Raw genomic sequence first — 21,238 nt, forward strand, 5'->3', positions numbered from 1 at the left:
GCTGGCTCGGTAAGTTTTGGGCTAGTGGCTGGCCTGCGGGATTTCTCCAGCAGACCTTGCTGGCCTTGTTCTTCGTAGCGCTCGAGCCACTTGTATGCGGTTTGGGGGCTGATACCGAACCGTCGACACAGTTCTCGTTTATTGCTGCCGGGCTGCCGGGCAAAGGCAACGAACTCTTTTTTCAGGCTCATGGCGTCTCTCGTATTCCAGGGCATGATGGTTTTCCGGCGAAGTTAGCTCGCCGAAAAGTGTCCACCATGTCCCCGCACACCCGTCAACCATGTGTCCGGTCCGTACACGCTTTTGCAAAGTGACCCGCTGTAAGAGCGGAACCCTAAGTAGCCGTTACCGCAGCAACGGATATGTACACCATCAATCCCCCCTCTCCCCCAACTCCTCAATCATAATCTCCCGCATCCGAAACTTCTGAATCTTCCCCGTCACCGTCATCGGAAACTCATCCACAAATTTGAAATGCTTCGGCATCTTGAAGTGCGCAATCCGCCCCTTGCACCATGTCTGCAGCTCAAGCTCGTTGGCGACATGCCCGGGGTGGAACTTGATCCACGCGACGATCGCCTCGCCGTAGCGCTCATCGGGAATGCCGATCACCTGCACATCCGCCACCGCCGGGTGGGTAAAGAAAAACTCCTCCAGCTCCCGCGGGTACACATTCTCGCCGCCGCGAATGATCATGTCCTTGTTGCGCCCGGCGATGCACACGTAACCGTGCTCATCCATGGTGGCCAGGTCGCCGGTGTGCATCCAGCCCGCCTCATCAATGGCCCCGCGGGTGGCCTCAGGATTGTTCCAGTAACCAAGCATCACGCTGTAGCCCCGGGTGCACAGCTCGCCTATCCGGCCCCGGGCCACAGTGTTGCCTGCCTCATCGATAATCTTGCTTTCCAGTTGCGGCTGGGTACGCCCAACGGTGGTCACGCGCCGCTCCAGGTCGTCATCCGGCCCGGTCTGCAATGACACCGGGCTGGTTTCGGTCATGCCGTAGGCAATCTGTACCTCGCTCATGTGCATCTCGCTGATGACCCGGCGCATCACCTCGATCGGGCAGGTGGCGCCCGCCATGATCCCGGTGCGCAGGCGCGACAGGTCGAATTCGCCGCGGCGCGGGTGATCGAGCATGGCAATAAACATGGTGGGCACGCCGTAGAGTCCGGTGGCCTGTTCTTCGGCGACGGCGGTCAGGGTCAGCAGCGGGTCGAAGCCGTCATTCGGGTAGATCATGGTCGTGCCGTGGGTGATGCAGCCCAGGTTGCCCATCACCATGCCGAAGCAGTGATACAGCGGCACCGGAATCACCAGGCGGTCTTGCGCCGTCAGGCCCAGGCTTTCGCCGACCATATAGCCGTTATTGAGGATGTTGTGGTGACTGAGGGTGGCCCCTTTGGGGAAGCCGGTGGTGCCGGAGGTGTACTGGATGTTGACGGGTTGATCGAAGTGCAGGCTGGCCTGGCGGGTGTGCAGTTGCTCGGGCGGGACGCCTGCGCCGAGGGCCGCCAATTGTGACCAGGGCGTGAACCCCGGGGGCGGGTTGGCGTCGAGGCTGATGATGCCGCGCAGGTCGGGTTTCAGTTCCTGCAACATGCCGTGGTAATCGGAGGTCTTGAACGACCCGGCGCACACCAGCCACTGGCAACCGGATTGCTTGAGGACGTACTCCAGCTCACTGCTGCGATACGCCGGGTTGATATTGACCAGAATCACGCCGAGCTTGGCGCTGGCAATTTGGCTGATGCACCACTCCGCGCAGTTGGGAGCCCAGATGCCCAGGCGGTCGCCGGTTTGCATGCCCATGGCCAGGAACGCACGCGCATGCAAATCAACCGTCTCGGCCAGTTGCCGCCAGGTGTAGCGACGCGGTTGATGGCGTACCACCAGCGCTTCGCCGTCAGGGTACTGCGCAACCGTGTTATCGAAGGCTTGGCCAATAGTCATGGCCAGCAAGGTCTTGTCCTGCCTGCCACGGCTGTAACTCTGATTCGTCTGATCCATAACGACCCCTGTTGTCTTTTTTGTAGGTTGACGTAAACGTAAACTACGATTGACAGTCCTGCAACGCAAGCTTACGTTAACGTAAAGGTGATCGCCCTCCCCGGCGCATCAACCACACAAAAACAACGCTAAAAGGTGCCCGTCCATGAGTTACCCCTCCCTGAACTTCGCCCTCGGTGAAACCATCGACATGCTGCGTGACCAGGTGCAGTCCTTCGTGGCCAAGGAACTGGCGCCGCGCGCTGCGCAGATCGACATCGACAACCTGTTCCCCGCCGACATGTGGCGCAAGTTCGGCGACATGGGCCTGCTGGGCATCACCGTGCCGGAAGAATACGGCGGCGCCGGCCTGGGCTACCTGGCCCACGTGGTGGCCATGGAAGAGATCAGCCGGGGTTCGGCGTCGGTGGCGTTGTCCTACGGCGCGCACTCCAACCTCTGCGTCAACCAGATCAACCGCAACGGCACCCACGAACAAAAACTCAAGTACCTGCCCAAGCTGATCAGCGGCGAACACATCGGCGCCCTGGCCATGAGCGAGCCGAATGCCGGCTCAGACGTAGTCTCGATGAAGCTGCGCGCCGATAAACGCGGCAGTGTGTACGTGCTCAACGGCAGCAAGACCTGGATCACCAACGGCCCCGACGCCAACACCTACGTGATCTACGCCAAGACCGACCTGGAAAAGGGAGCCCACGGCATCACCGCGTTTATCGTCGAGCGCGATTCGAAGGGCTTCAGCCGCAGCAACAAGTTCGACAAACTCGGCATGCGCGGCTCCAACACCTGCGAGCTGTTCTTCGATGATGTCGAAGTGCCGGAAGAAAATATCCTCGGCGTGCTGAATGGCGGCGTGAAGGTGCTGATGAGCGGCCTCGATTACGAACGCGTGGTGCTGTCCGGCGGCCCCACCGGGATCATGCAGGCCTGCATGGACCTGATCGTGCCCTACATCCACGACCGCAAACAGTTTGGCCAGAGCATCGGCGAGTTCCAGTTGATCCAGGGCAAGGTCGCCGACATGTACACCCAACTCAACGCCAGCCGTGCCTATCTGTATGCGGTGGCCCAGGCCTGCGAGCGCGGCGAAACCACGCGCAAGGACGCCGCCGGGGTGATCCTCTACAGCGCCGAACGCGCCACCCAGATGGCCCTCGACGCGATCCAGATTCTCGGCGGCAATGGCTACATCAATGAATTCCCGGCGGGTCGTCTGCTGCGTGACGCCAAGCTGTATGAAATTGGTGCGGGTACCAGTGAGATCCGGCGCATGTTGATCGGTCGCGAACTGTTTAACGAAACCCGCTGAACGGAGCGCGCCCCATGGCAACCCTGCACACCCAGCTCAACCCGCGCTCGACGGAATTCGCCGCCAACAGTGCGGCGATGCTCCAACAGGTCGACGCCCTGCACAGCCTGCTCGCCCAGGTGCAGCAAGGCGGCGGCGCCAAGGCCCAGGAACGCCACACGTCCCGTGGCAAACTGTTGCCGCGCGAACGGATCAATCGCTTGCTCGACCCGGGCTCGCCGTTTCTGGAGCTCAGCCAACTGGCGGCGTATCAGGTGTATGGCGAAGACGTGCCCGCGGCCGGCGTGATTGCCGGGATCGGCCGTGTGGAGGGCGTCGAATGCATGATCGTCGCCAACGACGCCACGGTAAAAGGCGGCTCGTACTACCCGCTGACCGTCAAGAAACACCTGCGCGCCCAGACCATCGCCGAGCAGAACCGCCTGCCGTGCATCTACCTGGTGGACTCCGGCGGCGCCAACCTGCCGCGCCAGGATGAAGTGTTCCCGGACCGCGAGCACTTCGGGCGGATCTTCTTCAACCAGGCCAACATGAGTGCCCAGGGCATTCCGCAAATCGCGGTGGTGATGGGTTCCTGCACCGCCGGTGGCGCCTACGTGCCGGCGATGGCGGACGAAGCGATCATGGTCCGCCAGCAAGCCACCATCTTCCTCGCCGGCCCGCCGCTGGTGAAGGCGGCGACCGGCGAAGTGGTGAGTGCCGAAGACCTGGGCGGTGCCGATGTGCACTGCAAGATCTCCGGGGTGGCCGACCACTACGCCGACAGCGATGAGCACGCCCTGGCCCTGGCCCGGCGCAGTGTGGCCAACCTCAATTGGCGCAAACTGGGCCAACTTCAACAGCGCACGCCGGTGGCGCCGTTATACGGCAGTGAAGAGCTGTACGGCGTGATCCCGGCCGACGCCAAGCAACCGTTCGATGTGCGCGAAGTCATTGCGCGGCTGGTGGACGGTTCGGTGTTCGATGAGTTCAAGGCGCTGTTCGGCACTACGCTGGTGTGCGGCTTTGCGCACCTGCACGGCTACCCGATTGCGATCCTGGCCAACAACGGCATCCTCTTCGCCGAAGCCGCGCAGAAAGGCGCGCACTTTATCGAGCTGGCCTGCCAGCGCGGGATTCCGCTGCTGTTCCTGCAAAACATCACCGGTTTCATGGTCGGCCAGAAATACGAGGCCGGCGGTATCGCCAAGCACGGCGCCAAGCTGGTGACGGCCGTGGCCTGTGCCAAGGTGCCGAAATTCACCGTGATCATCGGTGGCAGCTTCGGCGCCGGTAACTACGGCATGTGCGGCCGCGCCTACGACCCGCGCTTCTTGTGGATGTGGCCCAACGCACGCATCGGCGTGATGGGTGCCGAACAGGCGGCCGGCGTGCTGGTGCAGGTCAAGCGCGAACAGGCCGAGCGCGCAGGCCAGGGTTTCAGCAGCGAAGAGGAAGCCGCGATCAAGCAGCCGATCCTCGACCAGTACGAAACCCAGGGCCACCCCTACTACTCCAGCGCACGGTTGTGGGACGACGGCGTCATCGACCCGTTGCAGACCCGCGACGTGCTGGCCCTGGCCTTGTCCGCCGCACTGAACGCCCCCATCGAGCCGAGCCGCTTCGGCGTGTTCCGCATGTAAATGGAGCTGCACCCCATGAGCGATTTCAACACCCTCGAACTGGTCACCGATCCGCGTGGCTTTGCCACCCTGTGGCTCAGTCGTGAAGCCAAGAACAACGCGTTCAACGCCGAAATGATCCGCGAACTGATCATCGCCCTCGACCAGGTCCAGGGCGATCCGGCCCTGCGTTTTTTGGTACTGCGCGGGCGCGGCAAGCACTTCAGCGCCGGCGCCGACCTGGCCTGGATGCAGCAGTCGGCCGAGCTGGATTACCACACCAACCTGGACGACGCCCGGGAACTGGCGGAGTTGATGTACAACCTGGCCAAGCTGAAGATCCCGACGCTGGCCGTGGTTCAGGGCGCGGCCTATGGCGGTGCCCTGGGATTGATCAGTTGCTGCGACATGGCCATCGGCACTGATGAGGCGCAGTTCTGCCTGTCGGAAGTGCGTATTGGCCTGGCGCCTGCAGTGATCAGCCCGTTCGTGGTGCAGGCGATCGGCGAGCGCGCAGCCCGTCGATATGCCCTCACGGCTGATCGCTTTGGGGGCCAGCGCGCACGGGAAATCGGGCTGCTGGCGGAGAGTTATCCGACGGCCGATCTGGATGTGCAGGTTGAACGGTGGGTCACCAATCTGCTGCTCAACAGCCCGGCGGCCATGCGCGCCAGCAAGGATTTGCTGCGTGAGGTCGGCCATGGGGCGCTCACCCCGGCACTGCGTCGCTACTGCGAAAACTCCATCGCGCGGATCCGCGTCAGCGCCGAAGGCCAGGAAGGCTTGCGCGCCTTTTTGCAAAAACGTGCGCCCAACTGGCAGTCCCAGGAGCCACGGTCATGAAGCCCCTTACCACCGTTTTGGTGGCCAACCGTGGCGAAATCGCCTGCCGGGTGATGCGCACTGCCAAGGCCATGGGCCTGACCACCGTGGCCGTGCACAGCGCCACGGACCGTGACGCACGGCATGCCCGCGAGGCGGATATCCGTGTGGACCTGGGCGGCAGCAAGGCCGCCGACAGTTACCTGCAAATCGACAAGCTGATCGCCGCGGCCCAGGCCAGCGGCGCCCAGGCCATTCACCCGGGTTACGGGTTTCTGTCAGAGAACGCCGGGTTCGCCCGCGCCATTGAAGCCGCCGGCTTGATCTTCCTCGGCCCGCCCGCCTCGGCCATTGATGCCATGGGCAGCAAGTCGGCGGCCAAGGCATTGATGGAAACCGCCGGCGTGCCGCTGGTGCCGGGTTACCACGGCGACGCCCAGGACCTGGAGACCTTTCGCCAGGCGGCCGAGCGCATCGGTTACCCGGTGCTGCTCAAGGCCACGGCGGGCGGTGGCGGCAAGGGCATGAAAGTGGTCGAGGACGTCAGCCAACTGGCCGAAGCCCTGGCCTCGGCCCAGCGTGAAGCGCTGTCCTCGTTTGGCAATGCGCAGATGCTGGTGGAGAAGTATTTGCTCAAGCCGCGTCACGTGGAAATCCAGGTGTTCGCCGACCAGCATGGGCATTGCCTGTACCTCAACGAGCGCGATTGCTCGATCCAGCGGCGCCACCAGAAAGTCGTCGAGGAAGCACCGGCGCCGGGCCTGAGTGCCGAGCAACGCAAGGCCATGGGCGAGGCGGCAGTTCGTGCGGCCCAGGCCATCGGTTATGTGGGTGCGGGCACGGTGGAGTTTCTGCTGGACGCACGGGGCGAGTTTTTCTTCATGGAGATGAACACCCGGTTGCAGGTGGAACACCCGGTGACCGAAGCCATCACCGGCCTGGACCTGGTGGCCTGGCAGATTCGTGTGGCCCAGGGCGAGCCACTGCCGATGACTCAGGAGCAGGTGCCACTGCGGGGGCATGCGATTGAAGTGCGGCTGTACGCCGAGGACCCGGCCAATGATTTCCTGCCGGCCACCGGGCATCTGGCGTTGTACCGCGAATCCACGCCGGGGCCGGGGCGCCGGGTGGACAGTGGCGTCGAACAAGGCGACAACGTGTCACCGTTCTACGACCCGATGCTGGGCAAGCTGATTGCCTGGGGCGAAGACCGCGAGCAGGCGCGTCTGCGGCTGCTGGGTATGCTGGATGAATTTGCCGTGGGTGGCTTGAAGACCAACCTGGGCTTTTTGCGGCGCATCATCGGCCATCCGGCGTTTGCGGCTGCCGAGCTGGATACCGGGTTTATCCCGCGTTATCAGGATGAGCTGCTACCGGCCCCCGGCGAGTTGAGTGATGAGTTCTGGCAGGCCGCGGGCCAGGCGTTCATGCAAACCCGGCCGAGCGCTGATTCCAGTTCACCCTGGGCCGACACCCGTGGCTTTCGCGCCGGGTTGCCCGCCGAGGTTTCCCTGCATTTGAGCTGCAACGGCCAGGATCGCCTGGTCACCCTGCAAGCCGGCGTCAACCCGCCCCGGTTGCACGGCGAGCAGTTGCTGATCGACCGGCAAGGTGTGCGCCGCTCTCATCTGGCGGTGCGCGAGGGCGGCAGCCTGTTTCTGCGTTGGGACGGCGAAGTGCACAGCGTCAGCCTGTTCGACCCGATCGCCGCCGTCGACGCCAGCCAGTCCCATCAGGGCGGCCTGACCGCACCGATGAACGGCAGCATCGTGCGGGTGTTGGTGGACGTCGGCCAAACGGTGGAAGCCGGTACGCAACTGGTGGTGCTGGAAGCCATGAAGATGGAACACAGCATTCGCGCGCCCCATGCCGGGGTGGTCAAGGCGCTGTATTGCCAGGAAGGTGAAATGGTCAGTGAAGGCAGCGCACTGGTGGAACTGGAAGCCGCGAGCTAAAATCTTGTGACCGCCTGCACCACCACACCGATGATGCGGCATTCCTCGCTGAACAGCATTTTCGGGTAAGTCGGGTTGAGCGGTACCAGGTAAAGCTGATCGCTGTCCTTCACCAGTTTGCGCAAGGTGGCCTGGGGATTAAATGCCCATTGGGCCACCACCAGTTTGCCCGGCTCGGGCTGGATGGCTGGGTCCACCAGCACCATCATGCCCTCGGTGATACTCAAGCCGGCGGGGGCGGTCATGGCATCGCCGATCACCCGCAGCCAGAACGCCTTGCCACGGGCCTGATAGTCGCTCATCCGGAAACGTGCAGCACCGTAGGGCCGGGGTTCTTCCTGCAATGGGTACCCTCCTTTCCCTTCGCTCACCGGGTAACGGTAATGGGGGTTGTAGTGCGGCGTTGGCTCCAACTCTTCTTCCACCGGTGCGACCGCTTTTTCGCGAACCACCAGCGCGACCTCAAGGTCGCCAAGGCCCAGTTCGTCCATCACCCGGTTCATGTCGGCAAGGCTCGGCACCCGGCGCTTGTTCAGCCAATGGCCGACTCCGCCCTGGGACATGCCCAGGCGTGAGGCCAACTGATCCTGCGTGACCTTGCGGTCTTTCATGCTGGCCTTGACCAGCGCTATCCATTTATCCATGGGGCCTGACAATACGTTGTGTACTCGCAGCGACAATAAACAGTTTGTAGTAATCAATAAAACGCCATAAATACGATTAGTACTAATATCGGTTGCAGGCTTTCGACATCCACCCAGAGCACCGACTTCATGACGACAACCCCCTATCCCCTGCCCGAAACCTGCGACGAAGACGAGCTGCTGTTCATGCGCAGCAGCGGCGCTGCCCAACGCGCGCTGGACTATTACTTGAAAGAGGATCTCGCCACGCCGTCCGTTGACGACACCTTGTTTGCAGTCAAACCGGGCATCAGTGATGAGGAAGCGCTGGTGCACGCCTCCGACCTGCTGCGCAGTGCCGCAGCCACTGCCTACGAATCGGCAAACAGCAGCCACGGCAACAGCCGGGACCTGGCGTTTTCAGTGGTCTATTTGATTGATATGGCGAAGGTGATGGTGGAGCGGTCGCTACGGCTTTCGACCCGGGAGGCCGAACACTCGGCGAGGATGTAACAGACGCGAAGGAAAAATATTTCTATCTGGCGGATAAAAACATTTGACTTGCAAATGATAATGATTATTATTGGACCTAGCTGATCGCGAGATCAGTCGATAGACCAAGAGACCTTAGGTCGGACTCTTGGAATATCTCCTCATCAGGCTAATCACGGTTTTTGACCCGGCTCTTTGGCCGGGTCTTTTTTTTGCCAGTTTTTCCTGGCGTGGCTTCAGGCTAATGAAGACTGTGTGTTGCTTGATGGCGCGCATGGTAGCAAAAGACTATCGCCAAAAGAAAGTCGATCCGGCGCTCTGGCCCGGTTCTTTCAAAAATAGCACTTGAGAATCAATCTCATAGATTCTAAGCTGCTGCGGCGTCATGGACGACGCCCCCTCTTCCCCCGCAAAAAATTGCATCCAGGCTTTACCCCGCTCCGGTGTAAAATGCCCGCCACAACACTCATATTCAGGCAACCAGACTATGACCGTGGCCTTGACCTCCATCAAGATCAGCACCGACTTCGACAGTGGCAATATCCAGGTGCTCGACGCCAGTGATGCCCACCAGTTGCTGCTGGCCATCAAGCCCGATACACGCAGCCAACACTTCCAGTGGTTCCACTTCAAGGCCGAAGGCATGCACGTGGGCCACAGCCACACCTTTCGCCTGAGCAACGCCGGCCATTCTTCCTACAAGCACGCCTGGAGTGGTTATAACGCCGTGGCGTCCTACGACCATATCAACTGGTTTCGGGTGCCCACCCGCTTTGATGGCGAGACGCTGCACATCACCCTCGAAACCCGGGAAAAACAGGCCTGGTTCGCCTACTTCGAACCCTACAGCCGCGAACGCCATGACTGGCTGATCGACCAGGCGCTGAACCGCGCCGGCACGCAATTGCTGGCCACCGGCAAGAGTGTCGAAGGGCGTGATATCCCGCTGCTGCGCCGGGGCAAAGGCGAGGCCAACAAGCGCAAGGTCTGGATCATCGCCCAGCAGCATCCCGGCGAGCACATGGCCGAATGGTTTATGGAAGGCATCATCGAACGCCTGCAACAGGACGGTGACGCCGAGCTGAAAAAACTGCTGGCCGCCGCCGACCTGTACCTGGTGCCCAACATGAACCCCGATGGCGCGTTCCATGGCCATTTGCGCACCAACGCCATGGGCCAGGACCTTAACCGGGCCTGGCAAAGCGCGAGCCAGGAGATCAGCCCGGAAGTGCTGTTCGTCCAGCAGCAAATGGAAAAGTACGGCGTTGACCTGTTCCTGGATATCCACGGCGACGAAGAAATCCCCTACGTGTTCACCGCCGGCTGCGAAGGCAACCCCGGCTACACGCCCCGCATCGAGCAGTTGGAGAAACACTTCCGCAGCCACCTGAGCGGCCTCACCCGCGACTTCCAGACCGTGCACGGCTACACCCGCGACCTGCCGGGGGAAGCCAACATGACGCTGGCGTGCAACAGCGTCGGCGAGAAGTTCGACTGCCTGTCCCTGACCCTGGAAATGCCCTTCAAGGACAACGACGACGCGCCCAACCCGCACACCGGCTGGTCGGGCAAACGCTCGATGCAGTTGGGCAAGGATGTGCTGAGCACTGTGGCGGACATCGTCGGCGTACTGCGCTGATCCCTGCACCCGGCGACCGCTGCGCAATCGCAGCGGTCGCCGGGCAAGGTGTCAGTCCTTGGTTCCAGTCATGCTTTGCAGCACGCCGTCACGCCGGATCAAACCGTGGAACAGCGCCGCCGCCAGGTGCAACAGCACCGTCAGAAACAGCAAATACGCCAGATACCCGTGAGCCTTGCGCAACACCGCAAACAACGGCGCATTCGCGCCGACCAGCGCCGGCAGTTGCACCGAACTGCTGAGCATCACCGGATCGCCGGCCGCCGAAATCATCGCCCAACCCAGCAGCGGCAACACCAGCATCAGGGCATACAGCACCACATGGGACGCCTTGGCCGCCAGCGCTTGCCACAGCGGCAGGTCCGCGGGAAGCGGCGGCTGACGCGTGGAAAAACGCACGACCAAGCGCACGATCACCAGCGCCAGGATCGCAATGCCCAACGGTTTGTGCAGATGGATCAGCCACTCATGGCGCTCCGACACCGACGCCACCATGCCCGCGCCAATAAACAGCATGGCGATGATCATCAACGCCATCAGCCAATGCAGCAGCCGCGCCAGCGGGGCGAAAAACCGGGGTTGAGCATTCATGGCTTCGACTCCTGTGGGGCGCTGTGCAACTGGCTGACTTCGCTGGTGCGACGCAGGTAAGAACTGGCGTACGCCGCCGAACGGGCGGCCAGCAGTGGGTCATTCGAGGCTTCGATACCGCTCGGCAGAATCAGTGGATCAAAGTTGATGTCGCGGCAGTCGCCGTCCATTTGCGGCTGGCTGCTTTCCAGCACCAGGGTGCCCGCGTTCAGCACTTTGTGCTCGCCGGTCCAGGTCTTGCTGGCGTCGTCCACCGGGTCGCCCGGGTTGGCCAGGGTGACGTTCAACTGCCAGCGCAAAGGGCCGGCTCCCAGGCGCTGCGCCAGGTCTTTTTCAAGGAAATCGCTGCCGGCTGGCGCCGTGGCACCCGGTGCATCCTGGCTTTGTGGCACGACGCCCCAACGCACGGCCTGGCGCTGGCCACTGGCGTTCACCAGGTAAAACGCGTTGATACCGTTATAGGTTTCGGTGGCATAGCTGGCGGACGGCTTGGCGGTCTTGACCCAGGCCAGGAACGGCGAGGTCTCGGGATGCGCCGCGAAAAACGCTGGCATGGCAGTCGGGTTCGGCTTGCCGGTGGCCGGGTCTGGTGCACCGGCCTTGAGCATCGCAAAGAACGCCTCGGGCGTGCCCACCGGGAACACCGGCATGCTGTTCATCCCGGTGCGCCATTGCTGGCCGTTAGCCAAGCTGAACTGCAGGGCGAAACTGCGGATCGGTACGCTGCTGTCCGGCGCATAAGGGTTGCCGCTGGGCAGCGCAAACCGCCCGATAACCGGCGTGCGTGCTTCACTGAAGACCTGGGCACTGGAGTACTGCCGCGCCTCGGGGCTGCTCTCGAAATAACCGGCCACGCACACGCCCTTGGCATGGTTGCGACGGTAACCAGGGTGCAAACCGTTGTTGGTTTCCAGGGCATTGACCAGGGTTTTGGGACGCAACCGTTGTGGGTCGAGGCTGCCATTGACGTAGGCGAACGCCCCGGCCACGACGGCAACCACCACGCCGATGCTGGCCAACCGAATTATCAGGCTTGCGGTGCTCAGCGGCGGACGGGGCGGTGATGAGTGATCTACCATGAAATAACTCCAGGGCCCAAGGCCTTGAGTGGGTGAAACATAAGGTCGGAACACTTGGGACGTACGCCAGCGCACTCTATTCCCTGGCCGGCTGTTTATTTTTATTGGCCTGGAATAACCTTCAACGCCGGACGTCTTCCTAGTCCCAGCGTAGTGACTAGCCAGAATCCCATGCACGAACTCGACGAACAGTTACGTGAACTCATCCCCAGGTTGCGGCGTTTTGCCGTGTCCCTGACGCGTAACAGCAGCAGTGCCGACGACCTGGTACAGGCCAGCCTTGAACGCGCGATCATCAGTTGGGCCGACAAGCGCCTCGAAGGCGACTTGCGCGCCTGGCTGTTCTCGATCCTGTACCGGCAGTTTCTCGACGCCCACCGGCGTTCCCGGCGGTACACGCGCATGTTGGAGTTTTTCACCGGCCGCGATGATTCGCAGCCGTCGGTCGAGCGTACGGTCATCGCGCAATCGACCCTGCAAGCCTTCGATAAATTGAACACCGAACAACGTGCCCTGCTGCTGTGGGTGTCGGTGGAAGGCTTGAGCTACAAAGAAGTCGCCGACATCCTCGAGGTGCCTGTGGGCACCGTGATGTCGCGCCTGTCCCGTGCGCGCCAGGCCCTGCGCCAGCTCAGCGACGGCGAAATCACCAGCCCTGCCCTGCGGATACTCAAATGATCAGCCTGCCTCCCAGCGAACGCGATTWGCATGCCTACGTCGATCACCAGCTCCTGGACGCCGACCGCCGCCAGCTCGAAACCTGGCTGGCGGCCCACCCGGAGGTCGCCGCCCAGGTGCATGCCTGGCAGCAGGATGCACAGCACCTGCGGGCGTCCCTGAGCGGCGCACTGCAACAGCCGGCCAACCCCGAGCTGGACCCGGCCCTGATTCGCCAGCGGGTCAAACGCCAGTCACGCCGTCACCTCGCGACCGCTGCGGTGCTGTTGATCGCCGTGGGCGTGGGCGGCCTCGGCGGCTGGCAGGCCCGCCAGGCAACCCTGGCCGACAACATTTTGCCCATGACCGACGCGATGCAGGCCTACCGCCTGTTCGCCCAGGACGGCATCCTGCCCGCCGACTACCACGTGCAAAGCGATGGCGACATGCAAGGCTGGCTCGACCGTTACTTCAACCAGGCCTACCGCCTGCCAGACCTGAGCCAGGCCGGGTTCAAGGCGGTCAGCGGGCGCCTGCTCAGCACCGAACAAGGCGCGGCGGCCATGGTGCTGTATGAAGACCCGCAAGGGCGGCGCATCAGTTTCTACATTCGCCCGCCGGGCCCGGAAAACAAATTCCTGCCCCGGGGCAGCCGCAGTGCCGACGGGCTGCAGGCCGAGTACTGGTCGGGCGCGGGCTACAACTATGCGATGGTCAGCCCGCAAGACGCTTCAACCACGCAGATGCTCAAGCAGACGATGCGCTTCTAGAAGCCCACATCCAGCACCACGTTGTCGGTGTAGGTGCCGGCCGGTGGTGTGGCCTGGTTGGGATAGATCGCCGCGTTGTAGTTGAACACCTGGCTGCCGGTGCCCAGGCCGTTCCCGGGATTCACCTCCGCCGTGGAGCTGGCGCGCCGGGCGGTGGTCACGCTGCCCCAGCGGGTGGTGGTGGCGCTTTTGAAGATGTCGTAATTCAGGAAGTTGCTCCCCGAGACCATCCGCCGTTGCCCACCCACACTCACCGGGTTCAGGCCGTCGCTGATACCCACGGTGTACGCGCTGCCCTTGGTGCAGGTAATAGTGGCCTGCCCGTTCACGCTGGAAAAACCACTGATCACTGGCGCGCTGCCAAAACTGATATTGGGCGCGGTGATCTGGCAGTCGTTGCTCACCGTCATGCTGACCGTCAGATTAGCCGTACCCGTGCCTGAATCCCGGAAGACACACAGCGTCCCAACCCCCAGGACCGAGCAATAGTTCCAGACCCAGGCGATGCTGAGTGTCTCGGTGTAGAGCCCGGCAGCCACATTGCTTCCCGTGATCGAGCTCAGGTAAAGCGGCAAGGTTTTGGTGCCCGGCCCGGAAACCAGGCCAACGCTTTGAGCAATGCCGGTAGCACCGAAATCGAATTGGACGCCACGGGCAATCGGGTAACTGGTGCTGTTATTGCCGTAAATCGTATAACCGATGACATCCCCGGTAGGCCCCACCATGCCGCTGGTCGCCGAGGTGATGGTTGCATAGAAGTGATCACTGGCCGCCAGCAGCGAGATCAGCGTGGCCCCGCAGTTCAAGCCGGCATTAGTGGTAGAACTGGTCTGGGCGGCGGTGCGTACCGTCATCGAACTGATCGAGCCAAAGCTGGCCGGCGAGGTGGTTCCCGGCACCGTACACGCGGCCATGGCCGGGGTCGAAACCCCCAGGCCCACCAGCACCAGCCATCCAACTATCCATTCCTTGCCCCGCACACTCACACTCCTTATGTCATTGGCAAACCAGCGGCCCGATCAGCGGCACCTGCTCCTCGTTGATATCCAGGTCGAACGTCGCCTGGCAGGTACGCCCCTCCCCCACAGTGACCTGCAAGGTGTTGTGGGCCGCCAGGTTCTCCAGGTACACCAGGCCATCCCAACCCACCACCGCCCGCGCCCCGGTTTGTTCATGGCGCACCTGACTGCCCAGCGGCAGGTCCTGATGCTGGGCATCCACCAGGGTGATACTGGCCGCGACCACCCGACGCAGCGGGAACTCCAACAAGTAGCCACTGCCGCGCCGCACCGCCACGCGCTGCTCGACGTTGGGGGTCTGCACGTTGACCGGCAGGTTCAGCGGGTCGATTTCATATTTGCCGCGGTAGTAAGCGCTGCTCCACGGCACCAGCAGATGCCCGTTGCGATCGGTTTCACCCACCAACTGGTTTTCGTACAGCACCGGCACCCCGGCATAACCGTCGGTGCTCACCACCACAAACGCGTCATTGACCCGGTTGGCCGTGAACACTTGCTTGTCCATCCACACCAGCGAGCCGCTGGCGTCCGCCCAACGAGTCTCGGCGTCGCTGCTGCCGTACACGCCCGCCTGCAATTGCACCGACTGCATGCGCCAGGTCAGGTCGGCCTGGCGATACGCCGGCCCGTCGCCGCTGGCGTAACCCAGGTTGTAGCCCACACCACCCTCGGAGGGCACCGCACGGCTGTAGTTGACGCGCTGGCGACTCTCGCCGGCCTGGCTGCGCTCGTTGCTCAGGGCCAGGCTGCCGTAGATGTCGAACGGGATCACCAACTGCGCCTGCATGGCCCAGTTGCTGTCGCCCACCTCGCGGTTGGCCGACAGATAGAAACTGGTGTTGCGCCACAGCTGCTTGCTCCAGGTCAGGTTCAACAACCGGGTGCGTGAGTCATCGGCGGCCTGCACATCGAAATAGCCGGCGCCGATGCTGCCGTAATCGTTGAGGTTCAGGCTCAGGGTCACCTGTTCGCTGCGCTTGCTGAGGCTGGCGTAAGGGGTGTCGACCAGGGTCAGGTCGGCATACTGGTCGCGGCGCTCCACCCGCTGGTACGACAGGCTGTAGCGCTGGTTGCTGTATTGATAACCGAAGCTCAATTGTTGGCCGGTCTCGCCGTCAAACTGGCTTTGGCTGAGGGCCGTGTTGAGTACGCCGAAGTTGCCCAGCCGGACGTTGCCGCCCAGCCCGCCCAGGGTCAGGTCGCCCGAGGCTTCGGCATGGCTTTCCAGGGTGACGTAGTTCGAGACCCCGTAACGGAACGTGCCGCTGGCCACGCCGGGCCCGTAGCCAAAATCCCGAAGGGTGTAGTCCCGACGTAAATTACCGGCCGCCACCGAAAAATCCGACAAGCCTTTTTGCAGCAGGGTGCTGGTGACGTAGAACGGCACCGTGGTCGACACTTGCCGGCCCAGGGCATCGGTGGTGACCACCACGGCTTCCCCCGCACCGTTGATAAACGGAACGTTGGTCAGGGTGTAAGGGCCCGGCTGCAAGTCGGCGCTGCTGGATTTGTAGCCGTTGATAAACAGGTCCACCGACGACGGCACCGCCGCCTCCCCGGCAAACTGTGGCAAGGGATAGGTCACCAGGTCGGGGCGTACGCCGAAGTCCCGCGACACTTGCACCCCGCCCAGGCGCACCGAACTGCTCCACGGCAATGCACCGCTGATCACGTCGCCCGCCTCGTAGGTCAGCAGGCGCTCATCGTCGGAAAAGCGCCAGGTGGTGTCATAGCGCCGATAGCCATTGTTCAGGGCGCTGCCACTCGTCTGGCCGCCAAACGTGGTGCGGTATTGGCCGGTATTGGAGAGGGTGCCCCACGTATCGAACAGCCGCAGTTCGTTGAAGACGCCCAGGTAAGTGCCGGCATCATCGGTGTCATTGAGGTAGGCATCGTAGTTGAGCAACGCACCAAAACTGGTGAGCGCCTCGCTGCGCGGATAGTTATTGCGGTGGCCGATAAACTGCTCCGGCAGCCACGCCGGAGGCACCGTTAGCATCAGGCGCTGGCCCTGGCTGTCATAGTCAGTGTGCAGGCCGGGCACGTGGTCCAGCGCGACCTCGCTGGTGATCTCAGCCGGCAGTTTCATGCCGACGTCCCGCAACGTCGCCGCCGGCAGAAACAACCCGCCGGCACGCTGATCCACAGCGACCACCCGGCCGGTGTCCATCTGGTTGACCACCAGTTCGAGGAACAACTGTGCATCGGCAACAGCCTCCATACTGCTGGGGGGCGGTGGCAACGGAGCGGCCACGCCAAGCGGCGCAAGCGCCAGGCCAGACAGGCCTCCCACCACCCACACCGATCGCCATAGACTGCGAGCCCGATCATGGCTCACCAAGGCTTTGTGTCCATCAATGGACATCTCCATCCGTTAAGACCAAGGGCCGCTCCATGCCCTATTCCATTGCGTTACCGTCCCGGTGCAAGGCTCTCCAGTTGCGTTGCGCCATTGACCCGCACCTGCAACGGCTGATCGCCAGCGACCCCTTCCGGCACCGGCCAGCGCATGGTCGCCCCCGGCAGCACATAGCCCAGCAGGCCGTCCACCAGCGGCCGGGTTTGCCCGCCCTGCTTGAACGCCACATCGGTCAGTCGCGCGTGCACCGCGCCCTGGTTGCGCATCTCCACGTAATTGCGCCCGCCGACGCTGACTTTTTTCCAGCTCAGGTCAGGTTTGCCCGCGCCCTTGGGGTCGCGTTGGCGGGTGGCGTCTTCCTTGCTCCACAGGCCTGCGCCGTAGGCGAACAAGGGCACCGAATAGCGCATCTGAAAGCGGATCGCGGCGGCTGTCTTGCCGTCAGCGGCGGGCGTTTCAGGGGCGGCCGCGGGAATTTCGTCGATGATGATCCGATACGCCAGCTCCTGGCCCGGCGGCACTTCCCGGGTCCGGGTCAGGCGCACCAGTTGTTTTTGCCCCGGCTCGATCTTCGCCACCGGCGGGCTGCCGATCACGTCGCGCTGGTTCTGGTACTGCTCGTCAAACCCGCCCTGGCTCCAGGCAAACACTCGAATCTGCAGGTTGGCGGTCTCTGTACCGCGGTTCTCCAACCACAAGGCGCTGGCCTGTTGATCGGCCTCCAGCACCGGGTCGATGGGCCAGATCAGCACTGAGCTGGCGGCCTGGGCCTGCCCCGCACCCAACGCCACCAAACCGATAAAACCCGCAACCCAATACCGCCGGGAAGCTGCAAACATAGATTTCACTCCTTATGCCAATCGCCTTACCAGGACAGCTGCACCTGCAGCACGTCGCTGTACGTCCCCCCAGGCTGATTACCCGGTAACACCACCCGGCCGTAAATCGGCAGGGTTATAGCGTTTGCGTTGCTGTAGCTCACGCTGACGCTTTGGCTGATCCCCAGGCTTTGGCTAAATGCCGCGTCCCGAAACAGCTGATACGCCACTTGGGCACTGCCGCTATTGAGCTGCATGCGCCGGCCACCGACGTTGTGCAAACCGCCATCCACGGTCATGTTCAAGGTGACGCCCGGCGTGCATTGCAGCGTTACCCCGCCGCTCAGCGCCACCGAGACCGTACTGGTCGACAACGACGAATAGCTGCCGAACGCCAGGCTGCCGTAATTCGTGCCGCCGCCCACCACCAGGCAGCCCGCGGCAATCGTCGCGCTGACCTGGATCGTCTGGCTGGTCACCGCCAGCAACGACAACGGCATCCCCCAACCCGTGATGACCGCCAGCGTCGCCCAGCAGGCCCGTTTCATGGCACTAGAACGTCAGTTGCACGGACACCGTGTCGGTGTAGGTACCGGCCGGCAGCCCCGTCTTGCCCACGGCCTGGCCGTAGATATTCACGGTTTGCGCAACGCCGGTGCTCGGGGCCAGGTTGATGGTGCCGTTGATCGCCAGGATCGATGAATGCCCGGTGTCGGTGTAGAAGTCGTACGGCACGTAATTGGCGACGCCGTCGTACAGCGCCCGGGTGCCGCCGGTGGATTGGCCGTCATGGGACCCGGCCCCCACAGTGATCACCGGCGAGGTGCCCGATGAACACTGAATCGACAAGGCTCCCCCGCCGCCGCCCAGCACCTGGCCGGACTGCGTGGTGAACTGGCTGTTGGTGGTACCGAAATTGATCGTACCGAAGTTCAACCCGGTGGTGCCGCCGACGCCGTTGACCAGGCAACTGTTGGTCAGGATCAGGGTCGAGCTGATCTGCCCGGTGACCGTAGTGGCCGCCTGGGCACTCGACACCCAGACCAGTGCCATCAGTGGAAAAACTGCTTTCGAGACAAGTGCATGCATGATGTCCATCCTCAAGGTTTACCAATCCAGAGTCACCGTCAGGGTGTCTGTGTAGATGCCGGCCGGTAGGGCCCTGGTATTCGCCACCACCGAGCCGAATACCGGGATCGGTACTTGTGCGCCCTTGGTCACGACGAAATTGCGTTGCTGGCCGATGCTGTAGGTGTTCCGGCCTGCGGGGTCGGCCGACAGCCGATACGGTATGGTTTGCCGGCCATTGCTCAGGCGCCGGGTGGTGCCGTCGCCATGAGCGCCGCCGTCGATGGTCACGGTGAAGCTGCTCACCACCGACGGGTTGCAGGAGACCGCCAGCGCCGCCTTGTGGCCGTCACTGACACTGGCACCCAGGCGGTTGTCCCAGGTGGGCCCGTGGCTGCCAAAGTCCAGCAAGGCCGAGCCTCCGTCGGGGCTGACCGGCGCGCTGTCGGTGCCTTTGCTCACCTGGCAACTGGCAGTAATCACCAGCCGCGCGTGAATCTGCCCGGTGACCGCAGCCGCCTGGGCGTCCTCCGCCAGGAGCAGCAGGCCGCCCAGCGCGATACAGGCAAAGGCCCGGCTTACCATGTCACCGTCACTTTGAGCAGGTCGGAATAACGCCCCACCGCCGGCACTTCCTTGAGCGGCTCAATGCGCCCATAGAGCGGCAGGTCCACCGTGCCGGAATCAGGCACGCGGCCACTCACCGGTACGTCCACGGCCAAGGGGATGCGACGCGCCGCGTCGGCATAAATGCGGTAAGGAATGGGTTTGATCGAAGGAGTAGCGGCGCCCAGGTAACGCACCTCACCCACGCCGCCATGCAGGCCGCCGTCGACACGCATCTGATACGGCGTATCCGGGTTGCACTCCAGGCGTGGCTGGCGCTGGCTGATCAAGGCAGCACTCAACGGGCCCGCCGGGTCATCCAGACGGGAACTGCTGCCAAAATCCAGCACGCCGAGCTGCTCGATGCCGGCCTCGCGGGCGGTGCCCACCAGTTGGCAACCGCGCTGCACGTCGATGCGCACTTCAACCTGGAGCTGAGCGCCATAAACCGTGTTGCAGAGCATCGCGCTCATGATTGCCAAGACTGCGTGTCCCTTCACTGCCCCAAATCCTTATACAGGGGTGACTGCTTTGTATGAGGGTAGTCACTCAAGGGGATTCCGCCAGTCAGGTCACTGGTTTGGATCCCATTGAGCCATGCCTTTTCCAGATAGCTCGTGCCGCGCTTCCCTATTGGTCAAACCGCAACCGGCGCTCTAAAGTGGGCGACCACCGAAACACAGAGTGACTGACATTGGCTGCGTTACCGCCCCTGCTCAAACGGTTGCTGGGTAAACCTGCGGCGCCTGATTCCGCCCCCGGCATTACGACATTTTTCCAGGACAAGGCCCGGCAACAGGGCTACACCCTCAGCGCCAGCCAGCTGCAGGTCATCGCGTGCATGGCCCGGCAAACCGCCCACCTGCTGGCCCGGCGTCCAACCCGCAGCCTGTACCTGCACGGTGCCGTGGGCCGGGGCAAAAGCTGGTTGCTGGACGGTTTTTTCCAGGCGCTGCCGATTGCTGAGAAGCAGCGCGTGCACTTTCACGATTTTTTCGCCCGCCTGCACCGCGGCATGTTTACCCATCGCCAGCAGCGCGACGCCCTGGCCGTGACCCTGGACGAACTGCTCGAAGGCTGCCGCGTGTTGTGCTTCGACGAGTTTCACGTGCATGACATCGGCGACGCGATGCTGATCAGCCGTCTGTTCAAGGCCCTGTTCCGGCGCGGGGTGTGGGTGCTGGTAACCTCCAATTACCCGCCCGCCGGGTTGTTGCCGAACCCGCTGTACCACCAGCGCTTCAAGCCGGTGATCGAGCTGATCAGTGCGCGCATGGACGTGATGGAAGTCAGCGCGCCCCAGGATTATCGCGGCCTGGCCCAGGCCCATGGCGAGCAGCGTTTCACCACCGGTCAGTTCGTCTGGCCGGGTACACCTGCGCAACGCGAGGCCCTGGGGCTGCCGTCAGCGGATCACGCCCCGATCAGCCTGGCTGTCGGTGCCCGGCAACTGATTGCCCGCAGGCACCAGGGCCGCAGCATCGCCTTCACCTTCAGCGACCTGTGCGAGCAACCGACCGCCGTCATGGACTATCTGCAACTGTGCCGCGACTACGACCGCTGGATCATCGATGGCCTGCCACACCTGGCGGATTGCCCGATTGCCGCCCAGCAACGCTTTATCAACCTGGTGGACGTGCTTTACGACCAGGACAAGCAACTGACGCTGATCGGCGAGCAGCCGCTGGAGCAATCCCTGAGCGGCCAGGCCATCGACCTGGCGCGCACCGCCAGCCGCCTGGGGCAGTTGCAGAAGATCGGGCCACAACCCGCTATCATGAGCGCCATTCACGCCCCTATTGCCGAGTGACACGCTGTTC

Annotated in this window: 21 protein-coding genes; 9 read left to right on the top strand and 12 right to left on the bottom strand. The window is 63.0% G+C overall.

Annotated features, from left to right (window positions below):
* On the bottom strand, positions 1 to 215 hold a 215-nt coding region (locus P3C29_RS21050), incomplete at its 3' end, for a helix-turn-helix domain-containing protein (protein WP_275965344.1).
* A 157-nt stretch (positions 216 to 372) separates the two neighbouring features.
* The gene (locus P3C29_RS21055; RefSeq protein WP_275965345.1) at positions 373 to 2,010 is read right to left on the bottom strand and encodes an AMP-binding protein; all 1,638 of its coding nucleotides are present in this window, start codon (positions 2,008 to 2,010) and stop codon (positions 373 to 375) included.
* Positions 2,011 to 2,155: 145 nt separating this feature from the next.
* On the opposite strand from P3C29_RS21055, the gene P3C29_RS21060 reads away from it, so the two are divergent.
* Genes P3C29_RS21060 through P3C29_RS21075 form a run of 4 tightly spaced genes read left to right on the top strand, consistent with a single transcriptional unit; the run spans position 2,156 to position 7,697 of the window.
* Entirely contained in the window at positions 2,156 to 3,319 is a 1,164-nt protein-coding gene (locus P3C29_RS21060; RefSeq protein WP_010166938.1) for an isovaleryl-CoA dehydrogenase, read from the top strand.
* A 14-nt stretch (positions 3,320 to 3,333) separates the two neighbouring features.
* Positions 3,334 to 4,941, top strand: a complete 1,608-nt coding sequence (locus P3C29_RS21065; protein WP_169389134.1) for a carboxyl transferase domain-containing protein — start codon at positions 3,334 to 3,336, stop codon at positions 4,939 to 4,941.
* Positions 4,942 to 4,956: 15 nt separating this feature from the next.
* A complete protein-coding gene (locus tag P3C29_RS21070) occupies positions 4,957 to 5,763 on the top strand; it encodes a gamma-carboxygeranoyl-CoA hydratase (RefSeq protein WP_201124815.1) in 807 nt (268 codons plus the stop codon).
* Entirely contained in the window at positions 5,760 to 7,697 is a 1,938-nt protein-coding gene (locus P3C29_RS21075) for an acetyl/propionyl/methylcrotonyl-CoA carboxylase subunit alpha (protein ID WP_275965346.1), read from the top strand. The genes P3C29_RS21070 and P3C29_RS21075 overlap by 4 nt, the downstream gene beginning before the upstream one ends.
* Here P3C29_RS21075 and P3C29_RS21080 read toward each other — a convergent pair.
* The gene (locus P3C29_RS21080; RefSeq protein ID WP_275965347.1) at positions 7,694 to 8,341 is read right to left on the bottom strand and encodes an XRE family transcriptional regulator; all 648 of its coding nucleotides are present in this window, start codon (positions 8,339 to 8,341) and stop codon (positions 7,694 to 7,696) included. The two genes, P3C29_RS21075 and P3C29_RS21080, sit on opposite strands and share 4 nt — an antisense overlap.
* A gap of 129 nt (positions 8,342 to 8,470) precedes the next feature.
* Here P3C29_RS21080 and P3C29_RS21085 point away from each other — a divergent pair, with 129 nt between their 5' ends.
* Together P3C29_RS21085 and P3C29_RS21090 are read left to right on the top strand one after the other, a co-directional pair.
* Positions 8,471 to 8,833, top strand: a complete 363-nt coding sequence (locus P3C29_RS21085) for a DUF3077 domain-containing protein (RefSeq protein ID WP_169389137.1) — start codon at positions 8,471 to 8,473, stop codon at positions 8,831 to 8,833.
* Positions 8,834 to 9,299: 466 nt separating this feature from the next.
* Positions 9,300 to 10,451, top strand: a complete 1,152-nt coding sequence (locus tag P3C29_RS21090) for a M14-type cytosolic carboxypeptidase (protein ID WP_275965348.1) — start codon at positions 9,300 to 9,302, stop codon at positions 10,449 to 10,451.
* A gap of 51 nt (positions 10,452 to 10,502) precedes the next feature.
* Here P3C29_RS21090 and P3C29_RS21095 read toward each other — a convergent pair whose 3' ends face one another.
* Positions 10,503 to 11,042, bottom strand: coding sequence for a cytochrome b (locus P3C29_RS21095; protein ID WP_010166924.1), 540 nt, complete (start codon positions 11,040 to 11,042; stop codon positions 10,503 to 10,505).
* Positions 11,039 to 12,121, bottom strand: coding sequence for a catalase family peroxidase (locus P3C29_RS21100; protein WP_275965349.1), 1,083 nt, complete (start codon positions 12,119 to 12,121; stop codon positions 11,039 to 11,041). The genes P3C29_RS21095 and P3C29_RS21100 overlap by 4 nt, the downstream gene beginning before the upstream one ends.
* 171 nt (positions 12,122 to 12,292) lie before the next feature.
* Between P3C29_RS21100 and P3C29_RS21105 the strand changes: the two genes are divergently transcribed.
* Both P3C29_RS21105 and P3C29_RS21110 read left to right on the top strand, forming a co-directional pair.
* Positions 12,293 to 12,799 (top strand): sigma-70 family RNA polymerase sigma factor, encoded by a 507-nt coding sequence (locus P3C29_RS21105; protein ID WP_010166918.1) that lies wholly within the window; start codon positions 12,293 to 12,295, stop codon positions 12,797 to 12,799.
* Positions 12,796 to 13,548: an anti-sigma factor gene (locus tag P3C29_RS21110; protein WP_275965350.1), complete on the top strand. Its 753-nt coding sequence runs from the start codon at positions 12,796 to 12,798 to the stop codon at positions 13,546 to 13,548. The genes P3C29_RS21105 and P3C29_RS21110 overlap by 4 nt, the downstream gene beginning before the upstream one ends.
* Here P3C29_RS21110 and P3C29_RS21115 read toward each other — a convergent pair.
* The 7 genes from P3C29_RS21115 to P3C29_RS21145 are packed head-to-tail and all read right to left on the bottom strand — an operon-like array spanning position 13,545 to position 19,918.
* On the bottom strand, positions 13,545 to 14,534 hold the full coding sequence (locus P3C29_RS21115) for a spore coat U domain-containing protein (protein WP_275965351.1): 990 nt from the start codon (positions 14,532 to 14,534) through the stop codon (positions 13,545 to 13,547). The genes P3C29_RS21110 and P3C29_RS21115 overlap by 4 nt on opposite strands.
* A gap of 10 nt (positions 14,535 to 14,544) precedes the next feature.
* Positions 14,545 to 16,938 carry a fimbria/pilus outer membrane usher protein gene (locus tag P3C29_RS21120; RefSeq protein ID WP_275965352.1) on the bottom strand — a complete coding sequence of 798 codons (2,394 nt, stop codon included), beginning with the start codon at positions 16,936 to 16,938 and terminating at the stop codon, positions 14,545 to 14,547.
* Between the two features lie 41 nt (positions 16,939 to 16,979).
* The gene (locus P3C29_RS21125; protein ID WP_010166910.1) at positions 16,980 to 17,765 is read right to left on the bottom strand and encodes a molecular chaperone; all 786 of its coding nucleotides are present in this window, start codon (positions 17,763 to 17,765) and stop codon (positions 16,980 to 16,982) included.
* Between the two features lie 26 nt (positions 17,766 to 17,791).
* Entirely contained in the window at positions 17,792 to 18,244 is a 453-nt protein-coding gene (locus P3C29_RS21130) for a spore coat U domain-containing protein (protein ID WP_085989902.1), read from the bottom strand.
* A 52-nt stretch (positions 18,245 to 18,296) separates the two neighbouring features.
* Positions 18,297 to 18,833 (bottom strand): spore coat protein U domain-containing protein, encoded by a 537-nt coding sequence (locus P3C29_RS21135; protein ID WP_029615761.1) that lies wholly within the window; start codon positions 18,831 to 18,833, stop codon positions 18,297 to 18,299.
* Positions 18,834 to 18,851: 18 nt separating this feature from the next.
* Complete coding sequence (locus P3C29_RS21140; protein ID WP_275965353.1) at positions 18,852 to 19,397, bottom strand: spore coat U domain-containing protein; 546 nt, start codon at positions 19,395 to 19,397, stop codon at positions 18,852 to 18,854.
* A complete protein-coding gene (locus P3C29_RS21145; protein WP_275965354.1) occupies positions 19,391 to 19,918 on the bottom strand; it encodes a spore coat U domain-containing protein in 528 nt (175 codons plus the stop codon). Before P3C29_RS21145 ends, P3C29_RS21140 begins: the two co-directional genes overlap by 7 nt.
* A gap of 194 nt (positions 19,919 to 20,112) precedes the next feature.
* On the opposite strand from P3C29_RS21145, the gene zapE reads away from it, so the two are divergent.
* On the top strand, positions 20,113 to 21,228 hold the full coding sequence (zapE, locus tag P3C29_RS21150; RefSeq protein WP_275965355.1) for a cell division protein ZapE: 1,116 nt from the start codon (positions 20,113 to 20,115) through the stop codon (positions 21,226 to 21,228).
* Positions 21,229 to 21,238: the final 10 nt, after the last annotated feature.

The organism is Pseudomonas sp. 1912-s (assembly GCF_029269205.1).
Classification (GTDB): Bacteria; Pseudomonadota; Gammaproteobacteria; order Pseudomonadales; family Pseudomonadaceae; genus Aquipseudomonas.

Bases quoted from the DNA above. Each gene is read 5' to 3' on its own strand.
- P3C29_RS21070 (WP_201124815.1), top strand. From the start codon at position 4,957: ATGAGCGATTTCAACACCCTCGAACTGGTCACCGATCCGCGTGGCTTT.
- P3C29_RS21140 (WP_275965353.1), bottom strand. From the start codon at position 19,397: ATGGTAAGCCGGGCCTTTGCCTGTATCGCGCTGGGCGGCCTGCTGCTC.
- P3C29_RS21090 (WP_275965348.1), top strand. From the start codon at position 9,300: ATGACCGTGGCCTTGACCTCCATCAAGATCAGCACCGACTTCGACAGT.
- P3C29_RS21120 (WP_275965352.1), bottom strand. From the start codon at position 16,938: ATGGAGATGTCCATTGATGGACACAAAGCCTTGGTGAGCCATGATCGG.
- P3C29_RS21085 (WP_169389137.1), top strand. From the start codon at position 8,471: ATGACGACAACCCCCTATCCCCTGCCCGAAACCTGCGACGAAGACGAG.
- P3C29_RS21125 (WP_010166910.1), bottom strand. From the start codon at position 17,765: ATGTTTGCAGCTTCCCGGCGGTATTGGGTTGCGGGTTTTATCGGTTTG.
- P3C29_RS21130 (WP_085989902.1), bottom strand. From the start codon at position 18,244: ATGCCGTTGTCGTTGCTGGCGGTGACCAGCCAGACGATCCAGGTCAGC.
- P3C29_RS21080 (WP_275965347.1), bottom strand. From the start codon at position 8,341: ATGGATAAATGGATAGCGCTGGTCAAGGCCAGCATGAAAGACCGCAAG.
- P3C29_RS21135 (WP_029615761.1), bottom strand. From the start codon at position 18,833: ATGCATGCACTTGTCTCGAAAGCAGTTTTTCCACTGATGGCACTGGTC.
- P3C29_RS21105 (WP_010166918.1), top strand. From the start codon at position 12,293: ATGCACGAACTCGACGAACAGTTACGTGAACTCATCCCCAGGTTGCGG.
- P3C29_RS21100 (WP_275965349.1), bottom strand. From the start codon at position 12,121: ATGGTAGATCACTCATCACCGCCCCGTCCGCCGCTGAGCACCGCAAGC.
- P3C29_RS21055 (WP_275965345.1), bottom strand. From the start codon at position 2,010: ATGGATCAGACGAATCAGAGTTACAGCCGTGGCAGGCAGGACAAGACC.
- P3C29_RS21060 (WP_010166938.1), top strand. From the start codon at position 2,156: ATGAGTTACCCCTCCCTGAACTTCGCCCTCGGTGAAACCATCGACATG.
- P3C29_RS21065 (WP_169389134.1), top strand. From the start codon at position 3,334: ATGGCAACCCTGCACACCCAGCTCAACCCGCGCTCGACGGAATTCGCC.
- P3C29_RS21095 (WP_010166924.1), bottom strand. From the start codon at position 11,042: ATGAATGCTCAACCCCGGTTTTTCGCCCCGCTGGCGCGGCTGCTGCAT.
- P3C29_RS21075 (WP_275965346.1), top strand. From the start codon at position 5,760: ATGAAGCCCCTTACCACCGTTTTGGTGGCCAACCGTGGCGAAATCGCC.